20 protein-coding genes are annotated in these 19,757 nt (G+C 26.9%); 7 read left to right on the plus strand and 13 right to left on the minus strand.

Features of this window, described 5'->3' with window-relative positions:
* Positions 1–36: 36 nt before the first annotated feature.
* The 9 genes from AVBRAN12640_RS00125 to argF all read right to left on the minus strand — a co-directional run bounded on the left by AVBRAN12640_RS00125 (position 37) and on the right by argF (position 8,862).
* Positions 37–3,495: an acyl-[ACP]--phospholipid O-acyltransferase gene (locus AVBRAN12640_RS00125; protein WP_239803090.1), complete on the minus strand. Its 3,459-nt coding sequence runs from the start codon at positions 3,493–3,495 to the stop codon at positions 37–39.
* Positions 3,496–3,865: 370 nt separating this feature from the next.
* A complete protein-coding gene (locus AVBRAN12640_RS00130) occupies positions 3,866–4,342 on the minus strand; it encodes a GNAT family N-acetyltransferase (protein WP_214117797.1) in 477 nt (158 codons plus the stop codon).
* A 43-nt stretch (positions 4,343–4,385) separates the two neighbouring features.
* Positions 4,386–4,742, minus strand: a complete 357-nt coding sequence (gene rplS / locus AVBRAN12640_RS00135) for a 50S ribosomal protein L19 (protein WP_214117796.1) — start codon at positions 4,740–4,742, stop codon at positions 4,386–4,388.
* Entirely contained in the window at positions 4,732–5,448 is a 717-nt protein-coding gene (gene trmD, locus AVBRAN12640_RS00140; protein WP_336608337.1) for a tRNA (guanosine(37)-N1)-methyltransferase TrmD, read from the minus strand. Before trmD ends, rplS begins: the two co-directional genes overlap by 11 nt.
* Positions 5,448–5,969 carry a ribosome maturation factor RimM gene (gene rimM / locus AVBRAN12640_RS00145; RefSeq protein WP_214150081.1) on the minus strand — a complete coding sequence of 174 codons (522 nt, stop codon included), beginning with the start codon at positions 5,967–5,969 and terminating at the stop codon, positions 5,448–5,450. Before rimM ends, trmD begins: the two co-directional genes overlap by 1 nt.
* Positions 5,959–6,204 (minus strand): KH domain-containing protein, encoded by a 246-nt coding sequence (locus AVBRAN12640_RS00150; RefSeq protein WP_214117793.1) that lies wholly within the window; start codon positions 6,202–6,204, stop codon positions 5,959–5,961. Before AVBRAN12640_RS00150 ends, rimM begins: the two co-directional genes overlap by 11 nt.
* Positions 6,204–6,428, minus strand: coding sequence for a 30S ribosomal protein S16 (gene rpsP / locus AVBRAN12640_RS00155; protein WP_214117792.1), 225 nt, complete (start codon positions 6,426–6,428; stop codon positions 6,204–6,206). The genes AVBRAN12640_RS00150 and rpsP overlap by 1 nt, the downstream gene beginning before the upstream one ends.
* 92 nt (positions 6,429–6,520) lie before the next feature.
* Positions 6,521–7,852 (minus strand): signal recognition particle protein, encoded by a 1,332-nt coding sequence (locus AVBRAN12640_RS00160; protein WP_214117791.1) that lies wholly within the window; start codon positions 7,850–7,852, stop codon positions 6,521–6,523.
* Between the two features lie 74 nt (positions 7,853–7,926).
* Complete coding sequence (gene argF / locus AVBRAN12640_RS00165) at positions 7,927–8,862, minus strand: ornithine carbamoyltransferase (protein ID WP_336608338.1); 936 nt, start codon at positions 8,860–8,862, stop codon at positions 7,927–7,929.
* Between the two features lie 220 nt (positions 8,863–9,082).
* Here argF and AVBRAN12640_RS00170 point away from each other — a divergent pair, with 220 nt between their 5' ends.
* Complete coding sequence (locus AVBRAN12640_RS00170; RefSeq protein WP_336608339.1) at positions 9,083–9,790, plus strand: substrate-binding periplasmic protein; 708 nt, start codon at positions 9,083–9,085, stop codon at positions 9,788–9,790.
* A gap of 14 nt (positions 9,791–9,804) precedes the next feature.
* Here AVBRAN12640_RS00170 and AVBRAN12640_RS00175 read toward each other — a convergent pair whose 3' ends face one another.
* A complete protein-coding gene (locus AVBRAN12640_RS00175) occupies positions 9,805–11,367 on the minus strand; it encodes an amidohydrolase (protein ID WP_336608340.1) in 1,563 nt (520 codons plus the stop codon).
* Positions 11,368–11,599: 232 nt separating this feature from the next.
* Here AVBRAN12640_RS00175 and AVBRAN12640_RS00180 point away from each other — a divergent pair, with 232 nt between their 5' ends.
* From AVBRAN12640_RS00180 to AVBRAN12640_RS00205, 6 genes are all read left to right on the plus strand, one after another.
* Entirely contained in the window at positions 11,600–12,307 is a 708-nt protein-coding gene (locus AVBRAN12640_RS00180) for a transporter substrate-binding domain-containing protein (protein WP_336608341.1), read from the plus strand.
* Positions 12,308–12,377: 70 nt separating this feature from the next.
* Positions 12,378–13,523, plus strand: coding sequence for an MFS transporter (locus tag AVBRAN12640_RS00185; RefSeq protein ID WP_336606748.1), 1,146 nt, complete (start codon positions 12,378–12,380; stop codon positions 13,521–13,523).
* Positions 13,524–13,582: 59 nt separating this feature from the next.
* Positions 13,583–13,777, plus strand: coding sequence for a 50S ribosomal protein L35 (gene rpmI / locus AVBRAN12640_RS00190; protein WP_214117785.1), 195 nt, complete (start codon positions 13,583–13,585; stop codon positions 13,775–13,777).
* Between the two features lie 80 nt (positions 13,778–13,857).
* Positions 13,858–14,211 carry a 50S ribosomal protein L20 gene (rplT, locus tag AVBRAN12640_RS00195; RefSeq protein WP_214117784.1) on the plus strand — a complete coding sequence of 118 codons (354 nt, stop codon included), beginning with the start codon at positions 13,858–13,860 and terminating at the stop codon, positions 14,209–14,211.
* Between the two features lie 455 nt (positions 14,212–14,666).
* A complete protein-coding gene (locus AVBRAN12640_RS00200; protein WP_336608342.1) occupies positions 14,667–15,302 on the plus strand; it encodes a tetratricopeptide repeat protein in 636 nt (211 codons plus the stop codon).
* 288 nt (positions 15,303–15,590) lie between these two features.
* The gene (locus tag AVBRAN12640_RS00205; RefSeq protein WP_336608343.1) at positions 15,591–16,205 is read left to right on the plus strand and encodes a M48 family metallopeptidase; all 615 of its coding nucleotides are present in this window, start codon (positions 15,591–15,593) and stop codon (positions 16,203–16,205) included.
* A gap of 7 nt (positions 16,206–16,212) precedes the next feature.
* Here AVBRAN12640_RS00205 and AVBRAN12640_RS00210 read toward each other — a convergent pair whose 3' ends face one another.
* Genes AVBRAN12640_RS00210 through AVBRAN12640_RS00220 form a run of 3 tightly spaced genes read right to left on the minus strand, consistent with a single transcriptional unit; the run spans position 16,213 to position 19,720 of the window.
* Positions 16,213–17,424 (minus strand): Y-family DNA polymerase, encoded by a 1,212-nt coding sequence (locus tag AVBRAN12640_RS00210; RefSeq protein ID WP_336608344.1) that lies wholly within the window; start codon positions 17,422–17,424, stop codon positions 16,213–16,215.
* The gene (locus AVBRAN12640_RS00215) at positions 17,424–19,148 is read right to left on the minus strand and encodes an EAL domain-containing protein (RefSeq protein WP_214117780.1); all 1,725 of its coding nucleotides are present in this window, start codon (positions 19,146–19,148) and stop codon (positions 17,424–17,426) included. The genes AVBRAN12640_RS00210 and AVBRAN12640_RS00215 overlap by 1 nt, the downstream gene beginning before the upstream one ends.
* 5 nt (positions 19,149–19,153) lie before the next feature.
* Positions 19,154–19,720: a hypothetical protein gene (locus tag AVBRAN12640_RS00220; protein WP_214117779.1), complete on the minus strand. Its 567-nt coding sequence runs from the start codon at positions 19,718–19,720 to the stop codon at positions 19,154–19,156.
* Between the last annotated feature and the right edge of the window lie 37 nt (positions 19,721–19,757).

The raw sequence follows: 19,757 nt of genomic DNA on the forward strand, positions 1-19,757 counted from the left end.
GAGTTGAAGTTACTCTTCCTTTTAGTATAAATTTTATTAATTGTTTTCTAAAATACTTTTAGCTAGGGCTTTTGCTTCTTTATAATCTACCTTTCCACTGCCTAATAATGGAATTTCTTTTATCAAAATATATTTACTAGGTTTATAAATTGCTAGTATTTCGCTTTGTTTTATTAAATCTACAAAATAATCAAATTTTTCTTCACTACATTCAATTAATAAAACTACCATCTCGCCTTTTTTATCATCTTCTAAAGAAGTAGAGCAGAGTTTTACTTCATCATTATTAATCACTTTAGCAACTTCGCTTTCAACAAGTCCTAAAGAAATCATCTCTCCACCAATTTTTGCAAACCTTGAATATCTATCTACAATGTATAAAAATCCATCTTCATCTAAATGTCCCTTATCCCCTGTGTTATACCATCTAATGCCATCTATTTCTTTTATAACTTCGGCAGTTTTTTCAGGATTATTTAAATATCCTTGCATTACTTGGTGTCCGCCTATTAAAATAAGTCCATCTTCGTTTGCTTTTAATTCTTCATAGCTTAGTGGATCAACTATTCTAATAGCAGTGCCAGGTAACGGCATACCTACGCTTTTATCTTTATTTGCTCTATGTAGTTGCCAATATGTGCTATCAAATTTATTAGGTAAATTCACACTTGCAACAGGCGTTGTCTCGGTAGCTCCGTAACCTTCGTAAATATTTTTTTTGAACTTTAGCTCAAAAGCTGATTTAATCTCGGGCTTTAATTTTTCAGCACCTGCAACTACAATTCTAAGGCTATCAAACATAATTTCATCTATTTTTTTATTTCTTGCATAAATTCCTAAAAATGTAGAAGTTGCACACATAATGCTAACATTATTTTTTACTATAGTTTTTGCAACGCCTAAAGCATCGGTAGGGTCAGCGCAAGTTGCACTTTTTATCCCTTCTATTAAAGGCATAAAGGTAGTAACGGTTAGTCCAAATGCGTGAAATGGTGGTAAAGATGAGAGTATTACATCATCATCTTTTGCACAAATTATGCTAGAAATTGAAGCAATATTGCTTAAAATATTTTTATGGCTTAGCATAACTCCTTTAGGCATTCCTTCGCTACCACTACTAAATAAAATCGCAGCTGTTTTTTCATTGCTTAAATTCTTAGTAAATAAGGCTTGTAACATAAAGCTAGGTAAGATACTTATTAAAAAGAGTTTAAAGATAATATCTAACTTTTCTTTTTTTATTGCTTTTATTAAATCTTCTAAATAAATGATATTTACATTTTCTAATTCTAATTTAAAGCCTTTATTTTCTAGCTTTTCTAAGAATTTAGATGATGTATAAATATGCTTTATATTTGCACTTTCTTTTGCTTGATTGATGGCTTTTATTCCTGCGGTGTAATTTAGATTTACTATGGTTTTTCCAGCAAATAAACTAGCTAGATTTACAAGCGTTGAAGCAAATGAAGCAGGTAATAATATGCCTATATTTTCATCATTAGGGATTTTTTTACTAAGCACTAGGCTTAATGCTAGGAGTTTTTTGTAGCTTATATCTCCTGCTAAAGGGTCGTTTATCGCTATATTTTGTGAGTATTTTTTAGCACTTAGGATAAAGGCTTTTTCTATTGTTTTTAGATTATCGCTTTGAGTTTTTGTAGCTAAGAATGATAGTTCAAATACTTTAGCTTTTACTAATTCTTTACTTGAATGTATGCTAAGGGCTGTTCCGAATGCTATTGCTATTTCTCTTTTGCCGATTTTTTTATTTCTTAGATTGTATTCTTCATCACTTCTTGAAAATGAACTACCCCAAAGCCCGTGGATATAAAAAGGAATTATAATCCCATCATCTTCGCTTAAATCCTTGCACGCTAATTCAAAACCACTTTTAAATTCGTTTAAATGTCCGTGTCTTGATAGAGTTCCTTCAGGGAAAATACAAACAATTTCGCCTTTTTTGATATAAGTTGCAATTAATTCTAAGGCTTCTTTACTTGCAGCAGAGCTTACAGGGATTACTCCAAAATGCTTTATAAACATTCTAATATACCATTTTTGATAGTATTTTCTCTCCATTACAAAATGCACTTTTTTAGGGATTGCCATTTGTATGATAGCCCAGTCAATAAAGGAAATATGATTGCCCAATAATAGCACTCCTTTATTTTGTGGGATATTTTCAAACCCTGCTACTAATAATCTATATTTTTGATAAAAAGCAAGGCTTACTATTATTCTTACTAAAGAAAAAGGCAGTTTTATTAATACATAAAAAGAGCCTAAAAAACTCACAACTACAATGAAATAAAACAAATATAAAACATCAATTTCTAAATAAGCAAAAAAAGTAGCAAGTATTACAAAACTTAGCATAAAAATATTTTGAATAAAATTATTTCCTGCTAAGACTATACCTAATTCATTTTCTTTAGCATTAAATTGTATTAAAGAATTAAGAGCGATTGTAAATATTGCCCCAGATATGCCAAATATAAAAAATACAAGTGCAAAGGCAAATAAATTATTAAGAAAGCTTATTAATAATGAGCTTAAAAATAATCCTAAAGCACCAAGCGGGATAAGCCCTAATTCAATGTAGTTTTTAGAAAATCTACCTGCAATTATTGAGCCTATAATAACGCCTATTGCACTAGCTGCCATTACGCCTTGCACATAAAAGGTGTTTAATTCATTTAGATGAAACTTAGCAAATACAGGAAAAGATACTAAATATAATTGAGAAATAGCCCAAAAGAAGGCAATTCCTATTATACATAGCCAAATTACTTTATTTTGAAATATTAAGCTAAGGTTGTTTTTAAGCAAAACTCCTTTTAAATAATCGTTTTTATTGAATGCTAAATTAGAATTTTCGCTTTTAACCTGCGGTAATTTAGACGCTAAAATAAATTCTAAAACACTAAAAGCTACTAGTAATAAGCCTAATGGAGCTACTTGAGTTAATATATCCTTACTCGTGCTAAACTCGTTTAATAATAATTCAAAACCTAAAGAAAATACAAGCATTCCGCACAAAATAGCCACAATACTAACTGCATTTATAGCACCATTTCCCATAGCAAGTTGTTTGATACCAACTAGCTCTTTAATATAACCATATTTAGCAGGAGAATATAAGGCTGATTGAATACCCATAATAAGCGTCATTATAAAGGCTAGATAAAAATAACCATTGTAATAACTAAAACAAATGATTGATACTAAAAATATATTTGCTAAAGCAGTTATTTTCATAACTTTATTTTTAGGATATTTATCAGCTAAAAATCCTGATATTGAAAAGCTAAAAATATAAGGTAATAAAATTAAAGCATTAATAATTGCGGTTAAAAATAATTGCGTACTGCCATCATAAATCTTATAAACCGTGTTTTGAATGATGATTTTATGTCCTAAATCAACAAAAGCATTCAAAAACCCAACTAATAAAAATGCGATTATTCCATTGATTTTTAAAAAATCGTTTCTCATTTATAACCCCTAAGAAATAATTTATTTAATTATTTTTTATTTTATTGTAAATTAGTTATAACGCTTTATAAGGTGGTTATAAATATGGTTGGTTTGATTATTAATTGTTTTGGAATTTGAAAAATAAATGTATTTATGAGTATTTTTAGTTTTATTAAACGCTTATAATATTTATAGGTAATAAAAGCTTATAATACTAAAAGTAATTTAGCTAGAATTGTTTAAAAATCTAAAATTAAACAATAATTAGTGATTTTAAAAGTTATTAAATTATTGATTTAGCTAAGGTATTAATTTAAGAATTTTAAATGTATGATTTAATTGCTTATTATTTATATTTTAAGTGATTTTTATACATAGTTAAGATAACTTATTTATTGTTTAAAAGGTTGTTTATATCTGATTTTTCAAGTCTATGTAGTAGCCATTCATCTTTTGTATTAGCTCCTATTTTTTTATAAACTTCAAGACTTGGATAGTTGTCTTTAAGACAAACCCAATCAATTCTTTCATAATCATTTTGATTAGCTATTTTAGCTAGTTCTTTTATAAGTGCTTTTCCTATTCCTTTATTTCTGTATTCAACATCAACGAATAAATCTTCTAAGTAAATTCCACATTTTCCTAAAAATGTAGAGAAATTATTAAAATACAAAGCAAATCCAACAGGTTTTAAATCATAATAAGCTATTAAAACATAAGCTTTTTGTTTTATAAATAAGTTTTCTTTTAAAAGTTCTTTAGTAGCCACAACGCTACTTGATAAGTTTTCATAATCAGCTAATTTTTTAATAAATTCTAAGATTAAATCTAAATCTTTTTCTGAAGCTTTTTGTATTGTAATCATTCTATAAACGAAATTCTACAAACGGAGAAAAATCTCCGTAATATTAGCGTTTAAGTTCTTTAATTCTTGCAGCTTTACCGCGTAATCTGCGTAGATAGAATAGTCTTGAGCGTCTTACTTTACCATGGCGAACCACCGTAATACTTTCTAGACTATCAGAATAAATTGGGAATATTCTTTCTACTCCAACACCATTTGCACCAATTTTGCGAACCATAAAAGTTTCACCTGTGCCTTGACCACGACGAGCTATACAAATACCTTCAAAATTTTGAACCCTTGACTTATCACCTTCTTTAATATGAATAGCAAGTTTTAATGTATCGCCAGCTCTAAAATCAGGAATATTTTTTCCTTCAATTTGTTTAGCTTCAAACTGCTCAATATATTTATTTCTCATAGTTTTTCCTTAAATTATTGTGCTTAGCAAGTAAATCCGGGCGGTGGAATTTGGTCTTGCAAAACGATAGATGATTTTTTAAAAGGCTAATATTAGCGTGATTACCCTTAACAAAACTTGAAATTGAATAAAATTTCTTAAAAATATTATTTTTTTTATATTCAAATATAAAAGGTTTAGTAAAAGATGGAGATTCTAATAAATAATTTTCAAAACTTTCTTCCACTAAGCTTTCTTGTTTTATTACTCCATTTATATTTCTAGCAATTGCATCACACATACAAAGAGCTCCTAATTCCCCACCCGTTAGGACAAAATCACCTATGCTAAAAACCTCATTAGCATAATTTTCATACACTCTTTCATCAATACCTTCATATCTTCCGCATACAAAAGTAATTTCGCTTTTTAAAGCAAGTCTTTTGGCATCAATTTGTTTAAAAGGTTTTCCTGTAGGGCTTAAAAATATAATATGAGAATTTTTATAATTTTCTAAACAATCAAATAAAGGCTGACAAGCCATAAGCATACCTGCTCCGCCGCTGATTTTCGTATCATCTACTTTATTATGTTTGTTTGTAGAATAATTTCTAGGATTGTCAAAATGTAGTTTTATAAGCTCTTTTTCTCTTGCAATTTTTAAAATGCTTTCATTAAAATAGTTTTCAATTAGATTTGGAAATAAACTTATAAAATTAAATTTCATTACGAATTTTCTAAAATACTTTTAGAATTATTTACCTTGATAATATCACTTACTGAAATTATAAAATTATTGTGAAAAGGTATATAAAAACTCTTAGCTAAGCCTAAATTTGCTAATTCATCGCTAGTTTTTATCTCTAATAAATCATTAGCTCCTGTTTCTAAAATATCAACAACGCTACCTAAAAACTCATCATCTTGATATACTTTTAACCCAATAATATCAAAATAAAAATATTCATCTTTTTTAAGCTTAATATTTTTTCTAGTATTTTCAATATTAGAGTAAAGCTCCATATTTACAAGTTCTTTAGCCTTATTTACATCTTCATATCCTACAAATTGCACTAAAGAATTTGAAAAATCAAAAGATTTAATTATGAATTTTTTACCATTTTTATCAAAAAATTCAGCTTTAGGTTTAAATTGTTCGTAAAAATCACTTTTATTATGAAATTTTAAAAAACCAAGTAATCCGTGAGTTTTACCAATTTTAGCAACATAAACTAGATTATTCATCAAAAGTTTTTACCGTGATTTTATAATTTAATTTTTGAGTATTTTTGTGATTAACTGCTATTGTTTTAATTGCGGTTATGATTTTTCCTGATTTTCCAATAAGTCTTCCGGCATCTATTTTAGTAGCCATAATAACAATATCTATTAGGTTATTTTCTTTTTCTTCTACAAAAATTTCTAGCCGCTCAGGATTTGCGGCTATTGTTTTTGCATATGTAAAAATAAATTCTTTTACCATTATTTTGTAATTCTTGCTACACGATCGCTTAATTTAGCGCCTACGCTTTTCCAGTAAGCTAGTCTTTCAGCATCAAATTTGATTGTTTCAGGCTCGCTCATAGGATTGTAATATCCTATACTCTCAATCCAACCGCCATCTCTTCTTTTTCTGCTATCTGTTACTACGATACGATAAAAAGGACGCTTTTTTCTACCCATTCTTGTTAGTCTTACAACTGTCATTATTTTCTCCTTGATTGATTTAAAGATTTTTTATAAACAAAAATTGTCTATAAAAAAGCTTTAAATAAGTTTAAAGCTTTAAAAATTTTTAATTATTTTGGAAAATTTCCTTGATTTAGCATAGAACCTAACCCTTTCATACCACCTTTTGAAAGTTTTTTAGCGATTTTTGACGCATTTTCAAATTGTTTTAAAAATCTATTAACTTCCATTTGAGATAGACCTGCGCCTTTTGCAATTCTTGCTTTTCTAGCATTGTTTAATAGGCTTGGAGTTTCTCTTTCTTTTGGTGTCATTGAGCTAATCATTGCCTTTATATGTATCATTTCTTTAGAACTTTCTAAATCTATATCTTTTACTTTATTAGCAATGCCACCAAGACCTGGTATCATTCCAACTAATGAACCTAAATTCCCTAATTTTTTTACACTTTCAAGTTGGTTTATAAAATCATTGAAATTAAATTCACCTTTTTTGATTTTTTTGCTTAAGATTTTTGCTTCTTTTTCATCAAAAACTGCTGAAGTTTTTTCCATTAAAGTTGCTAAATCGCCTTCTCCCATAATACGACCAACAATTCTTTCTGGAACAAAACTCTCAAAATCTCCTACCTTTTCGCCAATACCTACGAATTTTAAAGGTAGATTTAATAATTTTGCTATACCTAAAGCAACCCCGCCTTTAGTATCTGCATCAAATTTACTTAAAATAACACCACTAATGCCTATTTTTTCATTAAATGTTTCTGCAGTTTTTACACCTTCTTGACCGCTCATAGCATCAGCTACATAAAAACTCTCATAAGGATTTATTATATCTTTTACACGAGCTAATTCATTCATTAAAGGCTCATCAATCGCTAAACGACCTGCAGTATCCACTAATAATACATCATATAAGCCATCTTTAGCTTTATTAAGAGCATTTTTCGCTACTTCGCAAGGGTCTTTGCTATCCATTGAAAATAAATCAATTTCATTAGCTTCACATAATTGTCTTAATTGCTCTACCGCAGCAAGTCTTTGTAAATCACACGCTGCTACTAGAACTTTTTTCTTTCTAAGTTTTAAATAATTTGCTAATTTTATCGTGCTAGTTGTCTTTCCACCACCTTGTAAGCCTATCATCATTACAGATGTTAAACCACTTGGAGAAAATCTAAATTCGCTTATTTTATTTTCTGGTGTTAGTATGTTTGTAAGGTTATTTTTAATTGCATCTAAAAAATGCTTTTGACCGATTCCTTTTGCTTTTACTTCATTTTCTACATTAACTAATAATTCTTTCGTTACCTTAAAATGAACATCAGCCTTTAATAAAGACTTTTTAAGAGTTTCCATAGCGTTTTTTAACGCTTTTTCATCATCTATTGTTTTTAATTTATTTACCGCTTGCTTAAAAGAATCACTAATCAACTCAAACATTAAAAATATCCTTTAATTTAAATTTTAAAAAAGGGGTAATTATAACCCCAAATGCTTTATATTTGTTTAATAAATTATATATCTATATCACAAATAGTAGCAATCATAACAGCTTTTATAGTGTGCATTCTATTTTCTGCTTGATTAAAAATTATATCAGCATTATTTTCAAATACATTTTCTGTAATTTCATTACCTTTTACTGCAGGTAAGCAGTGCATTATTATTGTATTTTTTCCAGTTTTTAAAAGCAATTCATCATTTACTTGATAAGGTTTTAAAATATTTATTCTATCTTTTGCTTTTTCTTCTTCTCCCATAGAGCACCAAACATCAGTATATATAATATCAACACCCTTAATATCTTCAATATTATCGCTGATTTTTATACTTGAGTTATTCGCAAAACTTTTGCAAAGATTTATTAATTCATTATCAGGATGAAGTTCTTTAGGGCTAATATTTATGTAATTTAATCCTAATTTAGCACAGCCTATCATAAGAGAATTTGCCATATTGTTTCTACCATCTCCAATATATGCAAAATTAAGCCCTTCTAGTTTGTTAAAATGTTCGTAAATAGTTAGCATATCGGCTAGAATTTGAGTTGGATGAAATTCGTTTGTCAAACCATTCCAAACAGGAACATCACTATATTTTGCTAAGGTTTCTAAATCACTTTGATTAAAGCCGCGAAACTCAATGCCATCAAACATTCTGCTTAATACCCTAGCGGTATCTTGTATGCTTTCTTTTTTGCCTAATTGTATATCGTTAGCACCTAAATATTCAGGATAAGCTTTTTCATCGTTACAAGCTACTACAAATGCACATCTTGTTCTAGTTGATGGTTTTTCAAATATTAAAGCTATGTTTTTTCCTTGCAAATGATTGCCTGTTATACCTTGCTTTTTCTTTTCTTTTAGCTCTTTTGCAAATTTAATAAGTGCTAGGATTTCATCTTTACTAAAATCTTTTAAAGTTAGAAAATCTCTGTTTGTTAGTTTCATTTTTTCTCCTTTTGTTACTAATTTATACAATTTTAAAATATTTTTGAAGAATTTATTTTAATTTATTGTAAAAAAAGTTATTATAAAGCAATTTTTTTAAGGAGGACAAATGGAAAAATTACAAATAAATAAATCAAATCTGCGTTAAAACTTATCACTTCTTTTATTCTATTTTTTATTTTTTACATTTTTTATTTTTATTAATTTTTAGGAGATTATTATGAAACAAATTTTTATAGCTACATTGCTAGCTTTAGGGCTTTTTGCACAAGAGATTTATAAGGTTGGCACAGGATATGATTATCCACCATTTGATTATATAGAAAATGGTGAAATTGTAGGATTTGAGATTGATTTAGTAAGAGCAGTAGCAAAAGAGTTAAATATTCAGGTTGAGCCTGTTACAATGCCATTTGATGGGCTTATTGCGGCTTTAAAAGTGGGTAAAATTGATATTATTTCAGCAGGTATGAGTTATACTTCACAAAGAGCTAAAAATGCTGAATTTACAAAAAGCATATTTGATAGCAAAAATTATTATTTGAAGTTAAAAGGAAATGATAAAATAAATTCTTTAGATGATTTATCAAATGGTGCAATAATTGGGGCAAAAATAGGTACTCTTCAAGCTGACGAAATAACTAATTTAAAAGGTGTTAAGCCGTATTTAAACGAAGAATATATAGTGCTTATTAATTCTACTTTAAATGGTAAAATTGATGGTTTTGTAATGGAAGAACCAGTCGCTAAAAGTTATATGAAAAAGTATCCAAATTTAGAAGTTTTTGCTACTTCTAGTATTGAAGGAATGAGTCTAGCTTTTAAAAAGGGTAATACAAAATTAAGAGATGATTTTGATAAAACTATTGAGAAATTTAAGCAAGATGGAACCTATTTAAAATTATTAGAAAAATATAATTTAAACTAATCCTTGAAAAAGGATTAGTAAATTCTTTCGCCTTTTAGCCAAGTTTGATGAACTTTTATATCTTTTATTTTTGTTTTATCAATACTAAAAATATCATTATCTAAGACAATAAAATCAGCACTTTTACCATCTTCAATAGTTGTGCAATTTTTTAGCATTAGGATATTTTGTGAGTTTTTAGTTAGCATTAAAATCGCATCTTCAACTGATATTTCTTCATTTTTATTATAGTTTTTGCCGTTAGGATTAGTTCTTATAACAGCTGCATTAATACTTACAAATAAATTAAAAGGCTCGTGATGAATTGTAGCTGGTGCATCACTTGAAATGCTTAAATCTAAATGTTCTTTTAATGTGTTTAAAGCACAAATTGAATTAAATCTATCATCTTCTAACGCATCTTCATAGCTTGTATATTCAGCGTATTGAAATATTGGTTGTGTGCTTATAGCAATTTTTACTTTTAACTTTTTTATTTTTTCAATATGTTTTAAATTTAGCATAGAAGCATGCTCAAATCTAACGCTAGGATAATCTTTTAACCAATTTTCATAGCTTGTAAGATTATCAATTACTATATCTATAGCTTTATCTCCCATTAGATGAAAACTTATTTGGCAATTATTATTTTTGGCAAAATCAATGGCTTCTTTAATTTCATTAATATTACATACTAAATCCCCATAATTGTCGCTATTTTTATAAGGTTTATGAGTAAATGCAGTTTGTGATGAAATAGTGCCATCTACAAAGAATTTAATTCCATTAGTTTTAATATCTTCTAGGCTTTTAAATAAGCCAAATTCTTTAGCGTCTTTATAAACTTGATATAAACTAACTCTTTGTTTTAAACCCATATTTTTTGCTAATTTATATAATTCATAAGCTTTTAAAGGTTTAGAATAACACATCATATCGCTAATATTTACTATTCCTAAACTTGCATAAATTTCGCCTAATTTTACTAATTTTTTTGCTTCATCTTCTAAGCTTTCTTTTTCCATTGCATTGCGAATTAACATAGATGCACCTAAATCATACATAATACCATTAGGAGTGCCGTCTTCAAATCTGCCTATTTTTCCACCTTTAGGCTCTTTTGTGTCTTTTGTAATATTTGCTAGTTCTAATGCTTTAGAATTGCAAACGCAAGAATGACAGCAACTTCTTAATATAAAAACTGGTTGTGTTGAGCTTATCAAATCTAAATCTTTTATAGTAGGAGCTCTTTTTTCATCTAGTTTTGATTCATCATAACACCAACCTTTAATCCATTTATTTTTCTTACCATAATTTGGTGAAGTTTTTAAAAATTCTATTAATTGTGGAATATTTGTCACATAAGGTTTAGTGCAAGCTAGACTATCTATTATTTGTGATACATATGTTGGATGCGTGTGAGTATCGCTTAATGCAGGAATAACGCAGGCATTTTTTAAATCTATGATTTTATTGCAATCATTTCTATTTACATTATTGATTTCACAAAATTTGGAGTTTTTTATACTAAATTCGCTTATAAAATCATTTTCGTTTTTACCTGTAAAAACTTTAGCATTAACAAAACCTATTTTCATAATCTATTCCTTTATGTTACATAATGTTACATTTTTTATATTTAATTTAAAATTACACATATTATAATTAACATATTTTACTTTTTTGATTATTATAAGTCATATTTTTAAGGAGGACAAATGGAAAAATTACAAATAAATAAATCAAATCTGCGTTAAAACTTATCACTTCTTTTATTCTATTTTTTTATTTTTTACATTTTTTATTTTTATTAATTTTTAGGAGATTATTATGAAACAAATTTTTATAGCTACATTGCTAGCTTTAGGGCTTTTCGCACAAGAGATTTATAAAGTTGGTTTATCGCCTGATTTCCCACCATTTGAGTATATGGAAAATGATGAAATTGTGGGGTTTGAGATTGATTTAGTAAGAGAAATTGCTAAGGAGTTAAATATAAAAATTGAGGTTATTCCAATGTCTTTTGATGGTTTAATTCTAGCGTTAAAATCAAAAAAGATTGATATTATTGCATCAGGTATGAGTTACACACCTAAAAGAGCTAAAAATGTTGAGTTTTCAAATCCAATAATAGAAAGTGAAAACCACTATATCAAATTAAAAAGTAATAAAAAGCTAAATTCTTTAAAAGACCTTGAAAAAGGAGCTATTTTAGGCGCACAAATAGGAACTTTGCAAGCTGATGAAATATCTAATATTAAAGGTGTAGTTCCGTTTTTAAATTCTGAATACATTCCACTTGTATTATCTACTTTAAATGGCAAAATTGATGGTTTTGTATTAGAAGCTGCCGTTGCTAAGAGTTATACTAAAAATTATGATGATTTTGAAGTATTCGCAAAAACTCCAATAGCTGGAACTTGCATAGCTTTTCAAAAAGGCAATACTAAATTAAGAGATGATTTTAATAATGTAATTAACAAATTTAAAAACGATGGAACTTATTTAAAATTGTTACAAAAATATAATTTAGACTAAATATTTATGCCTAATATTTAGGCATAAATTGAATTTTTTAGATATATTAAAGTCTTAATAAAGGAAAAATATGAAAAAAAGTTATTTTTTAATAAGTATTTTATGTGTAATTTTTATATCTTTAAATCTTAGGGCACCAATTACTGCAATAGGTCCTATAGTTGATAATATTATGAGTTATTATGATTTAAATTCTACGCAAATTGGGATTTTAAGTGCTTTGCCGCTTTTTTGTTTTTTTATTTTTTCTTTAATAGCTCCGATTTTACCAAATACAAAAGCTATGCTTTATGCGATTATTTTAATAATGTTTGGACTATTTGCTAGAGCGTTTTTTAATACCTTTTTCTTATTTTTTGGGACGATTTTAATAGGTTTAGGTATTGCGATTTTGAATGTTTTAATGCCTAGTTTTGTTAAAAATCACTTTAAAAATATTGGAAAAATTATGGCACTTTATGGAATGTTTTTAAGCATTTCTAGCTTAATAGGAGTTTTTGGGCATTATTTGATTGATTATATTGGACTTAGTGGAGCTTTATTTTGTTGGATTATATTTGCTATTATTGCGTTTTTTTGCTATCTGCCATTTATTAAAAATCATAGGCTTAATAGATATTCTAAAACTCAAAATTTCAGTGATTTTTTAAGTATTTTTAAAAACAAAAACGCTTGGATAATCACTGCTTTTATGGGGCTTCAAAGTTGTGTTTTTTATACGATAATTACTTGGTATCCTAGCATATTAGCTATTAGTATGAATAAAGATTATGCGACTAATATCGTTATATTATTTCAATTTTGTTCTATGTTTTCAGCTTATTTTATACCTAATAAAATGGCTCAGATTGAAAATAAAGCAATGCTTTTAACTTTAGTTTGTATTAGCAATATTCTTGCTTTTTTTATATGTTTATTAAGTTCAAATATTTATATTTTAATAATTTCAGCTTTATTATTTTCTATTCCTGTTGGTGGAATTTTTGGCGTTGCATTGATAATGATTGCTATTAAATCAAAAGATACAAAAACTACAATATATTTAAGTTCAATGTCTCAAAGTGTAGGGTATTTAATAGCTACTATTGGGCCAATAATTTTTGGATATTTTAAAGATATTACAAATAGTTTTAATACTTCAATTATTTTTATGATAATTATTAGTTTTTTGTTGCTAATTTTTTCTTTACTTTCAAATAAAATAAGCTATATATAAACTTTATTGTGATAAAATTGGCTCTTCTTTTTTAGAAAATTCAACAAAAAGGAAAGCTTATGCCAAAAATGAAGAGCGTAAAAAGTGCTTCTAAGCGCTTTAGAGTAGGCAAAAATAAAATTAAGCGTGGTTCAGCTTATAGAAGCCACATTTTAACTAAAAAGCCTGCAAAAAGAATGCGTGATTTAAGAACAGCAAAATTTGTTCATGCTACAAATGAAAGCCGTGTTCTTAAAATGCTTTGTATGAAATAAGAGTTTTTGATTTTTAATCATTCGTTACCCCCGTTTAGGGAAAGATTTGCTTTAAGCAAACGCCATTAAAAGGAGAAATTATGGCAAGAGTAAAAACAGGCGTAGTAAGACGCAGAAGACATAAAAGATTATTAAAGTTAGCTAAAGGTTTTTATAGCGGTCGTAGAAAACACTTTAGAAAAGCTAAAGAACAATTAGAAAGAAGCTTGGTATATGCTTACCGCGATAGACGCCGCAAAAAAAGAGATTTCCGTCGTTTATGGATTATTAGAATTAATGCAGCTTGCCGCTTAAACGATTTAAGCTATTCAAGATTTATGAATGGTCTTAAAAAAGCTGGTATTGAACTAGATAGAAAAGTTCTAGCTGATATGGCTATGAATGACGCAGCAGCTTTTGCTAAAGTTGCAGCAGCAGCTAAAAAAGCATTATGATTTCTTTCCTAGCTAAGATTAGCTAGGAATTTCTTTCTTTAACATTTAAATATTTTCCCTAGTAATTTTTATTTTTTTAATATTATTTTAAGAATGGGGGGGGGGGTATAATCTTTTTTCTTAATTCTCCTGAAGTTAATATTCTAGGAATAGGAGCTTCTAAAAAACTCAAAATCACATCTAAAATAGATGAATTAGAAATATATGAGATTAAACTAAATAAAGGAAATTGCAAACTTCATTATGTTTTATCAAAATCAAATCCTAAAAAATTAAAATACGGACAATCATTTTCACCTATACATTTTTGCGAGAATTTAAAACAAGCAGAAATTAAAACCAATGAAGGTGATTTTACTTATTCTTTTTAAGCTATAGATTTTCTATAGCTTAAAAATAAATATTACTATTTAAAAATATTTCGCTAAAATTACTACCTTAAAAAAGGAGTTAGTATGAAAAAATTATTAATTTTATTATTTAGTGTTTGTATTTATGCCGTTGAGTGTGTGAGTTTAGAAGAATGCTTAAAAAATGCTAATTATTATCAGTTTGATAAAAATGATGAAGCAAACGCAGCTTTATATTATAAAGTTTCTTGCGAAGAATATGAAGATTATTTATCTTGTAAGGCTTTAAGTGATATTTATAAATATTCTGACAAATTGGAAAATAAAAAATTAAATAAAAAATACAAAAATTTAGCAATAAAATTGGTTAAACAATCTTGCAAAGATGATGATAATGCAAACGCTTGCTATGATTTTGCAAATTTTTGTGAAGTAAAATATACTCAATGTGATGATTTTGAAAAATTATATGAAAGAGCATTTAATTTATACGAAAAACAATGTAATAATAATGATTATTCATCTTGCTATTTTTTAGCAAATATGTATTTAAATGGAGTTAGCACTGATATTGATGAAGAAAAAGCTTTAGAATTATACAAATACGCTTGCAATAACAATGATAACAAAAGCTGCTATGAAGTATCTCAACTTTATGAAAATAAATCTCTTGAGTATTTAAGAAAATCTTGCGAATTAGAATTTAAATACGCTTGTGAAGAGTTAGATAATATAAAATAATTTTAAAAAGTTCTTATTTTAAGAACTTTTTATTATTTGATATATTTTTAAAAACGAGTAGTTATAAAAGCATATAAATTACAACTATTTAAAATAATTTAATATTTTTATTATTGTTTTGTCATAATAATCACATTTACTTCAAAGGAATTTTATGAATATAGAAAAACACCAAAATATGATTAATTTTATTTGGAATATCGCAGATTGTCTAAGATATTTTAAATTAAAATTAGTTTTGTTTTTAATGTGAGAAAGTTTATGGAAATAAAAATCACTAAAAAGCGGGTGAAAAATATTATTATAAAAGTTCGTGAGATTGGGCTTGTTGAAGTAGTATCGCCTTATTTTATAAGTAGAGCAAAAATTGATGAGATTTTAAGACTTAAAAAAGATTGGATAGAACAAAGATTAAACGAGCTTAAAACTACTAAAAAAGCAGAGCTTTTGAGTGGTAATTTTGTATTGTTTTTAGGACGAAAATATATTTTAGAATTTGATTTAAAAATTTCAAAAAATGTAGAAATTCACAATGATAAAATCATTTTAAAATGTCTTGAAACTGATGAAAATAAAGAAAAATTACTTAATGATTTTTATAAAATTCAATCAAAAGAAATCTTTAGCGAAATTTTAAAAAGATTTTGTGTGATTGTTGGTAAAGATATAAAAGCTTTGAAAGTGCGAAAAATGAAAACTCGTTGGGGTTCTTGCAATACGAAAAAATCTTATATAAATCTAAATACCGAATTAATTAAAAAAGATATATTAGTAATAGAAGCAGTAATTATGCACGAATTAACACACCTTTATCACGCTAATCACTCAAAGGCTTTTTATACCACGCTTTTAGGATTTATGCCTGATTATAAAGAAAGAATTAATTTATTAAAAGATAAATAATTTATATTTATCCCCCATATTTTATACAGCTAATGCCAAATTTATCTCTTATAGCACTTAGGGTTTCGTTTAATTTTTGATTTTTTGTGGTGTTTTGAAAAATATTTTCGCAATATGTTTTATCAAGATTATTAGCAGCAATTCCTATATAATAAACATTTACATTTTTCGTATTTTTCATAAGAATTTCAAATCCTTTTACGGCATTATCAATTAGATTTTTTTCATCAAATGGTTGCATAATTTCAATTCCAATATGCTCTAATTTATTGCCGTATTTAATACTTATTTCTATTTTTTTAGGATGATATTTGTGCTTTGAAATCCAAACACATAAATATCTAGCAAGTATTTTAACCCTTCGCCTTAACTCATCATAATCACTAATTGGCTTAAAGCTTTTTGATATTGCGTGGCTTTTAATATCTTTTGTTTCTTCTACTTTTTCATTATCAACGCCTTTAATTCTTGCTATGATTTTTTTGCCATTTTTACCATATTTATCTAGCAAATATTCTTTTTGCAATAATTCATCTAAAGTATTTACCCCATAAGCTCTTAAATATTTTTGTATTTCTCTTCCTATGCCTGCGAAATTTTTTATATCTATTCCTTTAATGGCATTGCTTAAATCATATTCCATTCTAATGCCAAAAGGTTTTGCTAAATCGGTTAAAAATTTAGCTCCCCATTTGCTATTATTAATGCCTATACTAGCTGGTAAGCCAAATTTATCTAATAGTTCTTTTTGAAGATATTTTGCATAATCTAGCACTTCTGTGTCTTTTTTAAACCCTTCTAAATCTCCAAAAAACTCATCTATGCTAAATTGTTCAATTACGGGTATTTTGCTTTCTAAAAACTGCCTTACTTTAAAGCTTAGTTCTTTATAAAATCTAATATTACTTCTAGCTATTTTTAAATTCGGACATTTTTGATAAGCTATATTTAATTTATCTCCTACTTTTACGCCATATTTTTTAGCTTCATAAGATACGGCAATTGCAGTAAAATGCCTATAATCAATTACTTTATTTTCACTTCTTGTAACCTCAATTGAGCTCATAAAGGCGATTTTATTATCTATATATTTTGCATCTTGATTGAAAAAATCTTCATCGCTTCCAGCATAAATCACGCAAGGCGTGTTGCATAGTTCTTTATTTAATAGTCGTTGGGCATTTACAAAATAGCTATCAAAATCTATATGAAGTTTCATTAGAATTTGTTTTTATAAATATTTATAAATTCATTAATCGGTGTAGCACCTTTATGATAATAAAATCCTTGTAATTCATCACAACCTAATTGTTTTAAAATATTTACTTGCTCTAGTGTTTCAACGCCTTCTGCTACTACTCTTTTATTCATAGTTTTTGCTATTTTTATAATACCAATTATAATTGCTTTTGAGTTTTCATTAATTAAATCACAATCTTTACTATTTAATCCATCTATAAAGCTTTTATCAATTTTAATTGTATCAATAGGTAAATGATTTATATAAGAAAGAGAACTATAATCTTTCCCAAAATCATCAATACTTATTAAAAATCCAATAGCTTTTAATTTTTCTAATATAGTCTCACTACTGCTATTAAGTCTATATCTTTCTGTTATTTCTATATCTATTAAACTTGGATTTATATCGTATTTTTTAACATTTGCTAGCAAATAATTTATCATATCTTTATGGTGCAAGTGTTTTGCTGATATATTAATACTTATTGGAATATTTATTCCTTTATTTTTTAAAACTTGTATTTCTTGAAATACTTTTGCAATTACAAATTTTTCAAGTTTTATTATTAAATCAGTTTTTTCTGCAATTCTTATAAATTTTTCTGTATTTTCAAATTTATCATTTCGTTTCCAGCGAATTAATGCTTCTGCGCCTTTTACTAAATTATCATTTGCTCCGATTTTTGCTTGATAATATACATCAAGTTCACCTTTTTCTAAAGCCCTTTTTAAATCATTTTCTAATTTTGCTTCATTATCTATTTGTGTTTTAACTTCATCAGAATAATCGCAATACAAAGTATCTTTTTGAACGCTTGAAAGTAGAGCAGCTTTATAAGTATCGTTTATTATTTGATTGTAATTTTCATTTGTTAATACACTAAAGCCAACCCCTATACTCTGCTCATAAATTCCATCACTTCCAAAATTAATACTTTCACTAAAGCATTCGTGCAACTTAATAGCCATATTATTAAAAGTTGTTTGTATTTCATCAATACAAGGAAATGCTAATAAAAAATCTCCATTGCCACTTATTTTGGCTATTTTAGAATTTAAAATAGTTGTAGAAAAACTTGAAAATCTACTTGCTAATTCTAATATTATTTTATCAGCTAAATCAAAACTTCTACTTTTTAATAGATTTTGATAGTCTTTAAGATATATATAGCTAACTATTATAGGACAATCGCTTTTTTCATAGAGTTCTTGTATGTCTAATAAGAATTTTTGTTTTTTAGGTAATTTGGTTAAAGAATTATAATTTTCTTGATAGTATATATCATTTAAGACTTCATTTAAAGAATTTGCTATTTTTTGAAATTCGCTGTAATTTAGCGTATCGTTTAGCATTAAAGGCTTATGTTTTTTGACTGAATTTGCGAGAAGTTCTGCAAAATCATTAAAATTTGATTTTACTCTTTTTAATCTTTTTATATAAATTGCATTACTAATAACTGCAGCTACTAATACAGCGAAAGAAAATACTAAAAATTGAAAAATAGTATGGTCTTTATTTTGTTGTAGCCTAATTACTAAGCTATCATTTCCTATATTGTGAATTCTATGATGCTCTTCAATTCTTTTTGCCTCGCTAATATATCTATAAGTTCCAAAAATTCCACCAGCAATTTCAATTAGTAAAAAAGTTGTAATAATAAAATTCTTAAACGAGTTAGATAGAATTGATTTTGTTTTCATAGTAATCACCTAAACATTTTAATTGATGCCTTTGCTTCTTCTTTTTCCATATAATTACGAACTGATTCTTGAGCATTTTTATTCATTAAATAGCTTTTAATTTGTTCTTTTGCTACTTCATAACTTGCCCCATTCATCTTATCTTTATTTAAATTATAAAATCTAATTACTTCATCATCGCTTACATCTTTCATATAATTTTGAGCGATTAAATCAAATAATTTCTTTTTTAGAATTTCATCTTTTATATTTTCTGTTAGCATTTTGATTTTATCTTGGTTATGTTCTATGAAAGTAGATAAGCTAATATTATTAGCAGCAGCTATTTTTGATAATTCTTGATTGATTTCTAGTTCATTTGCAGCTAATTTGAATTTTTTAGCTAAAGATGTGCATATTTTATTTTGAATTAGCAATCTTAATGCGTCGTTTTGGCTTATATTCATATATTGTGAAATTTCTATAATATCAATATTTGTAATAGGCTCGTTATTAACACTAGCTATGATTGAAGTTATAGGACTTGCGTTCATAAATGCACCAAATACAAGTGCAAGCAAAATTTTTCTCATTATTTACCTTTAAGTGATTTTAAATGATTATAACTAT

The sequence above is a fragment of the Campylobacter sp. RM12640 genome (genome assembly GCF_020137595.1).
Lineage (GTDB): Bacteria > Campylobacterota > Campylobacteria > Campylobacterales > Campylobacteraceae > Campylobacter_E.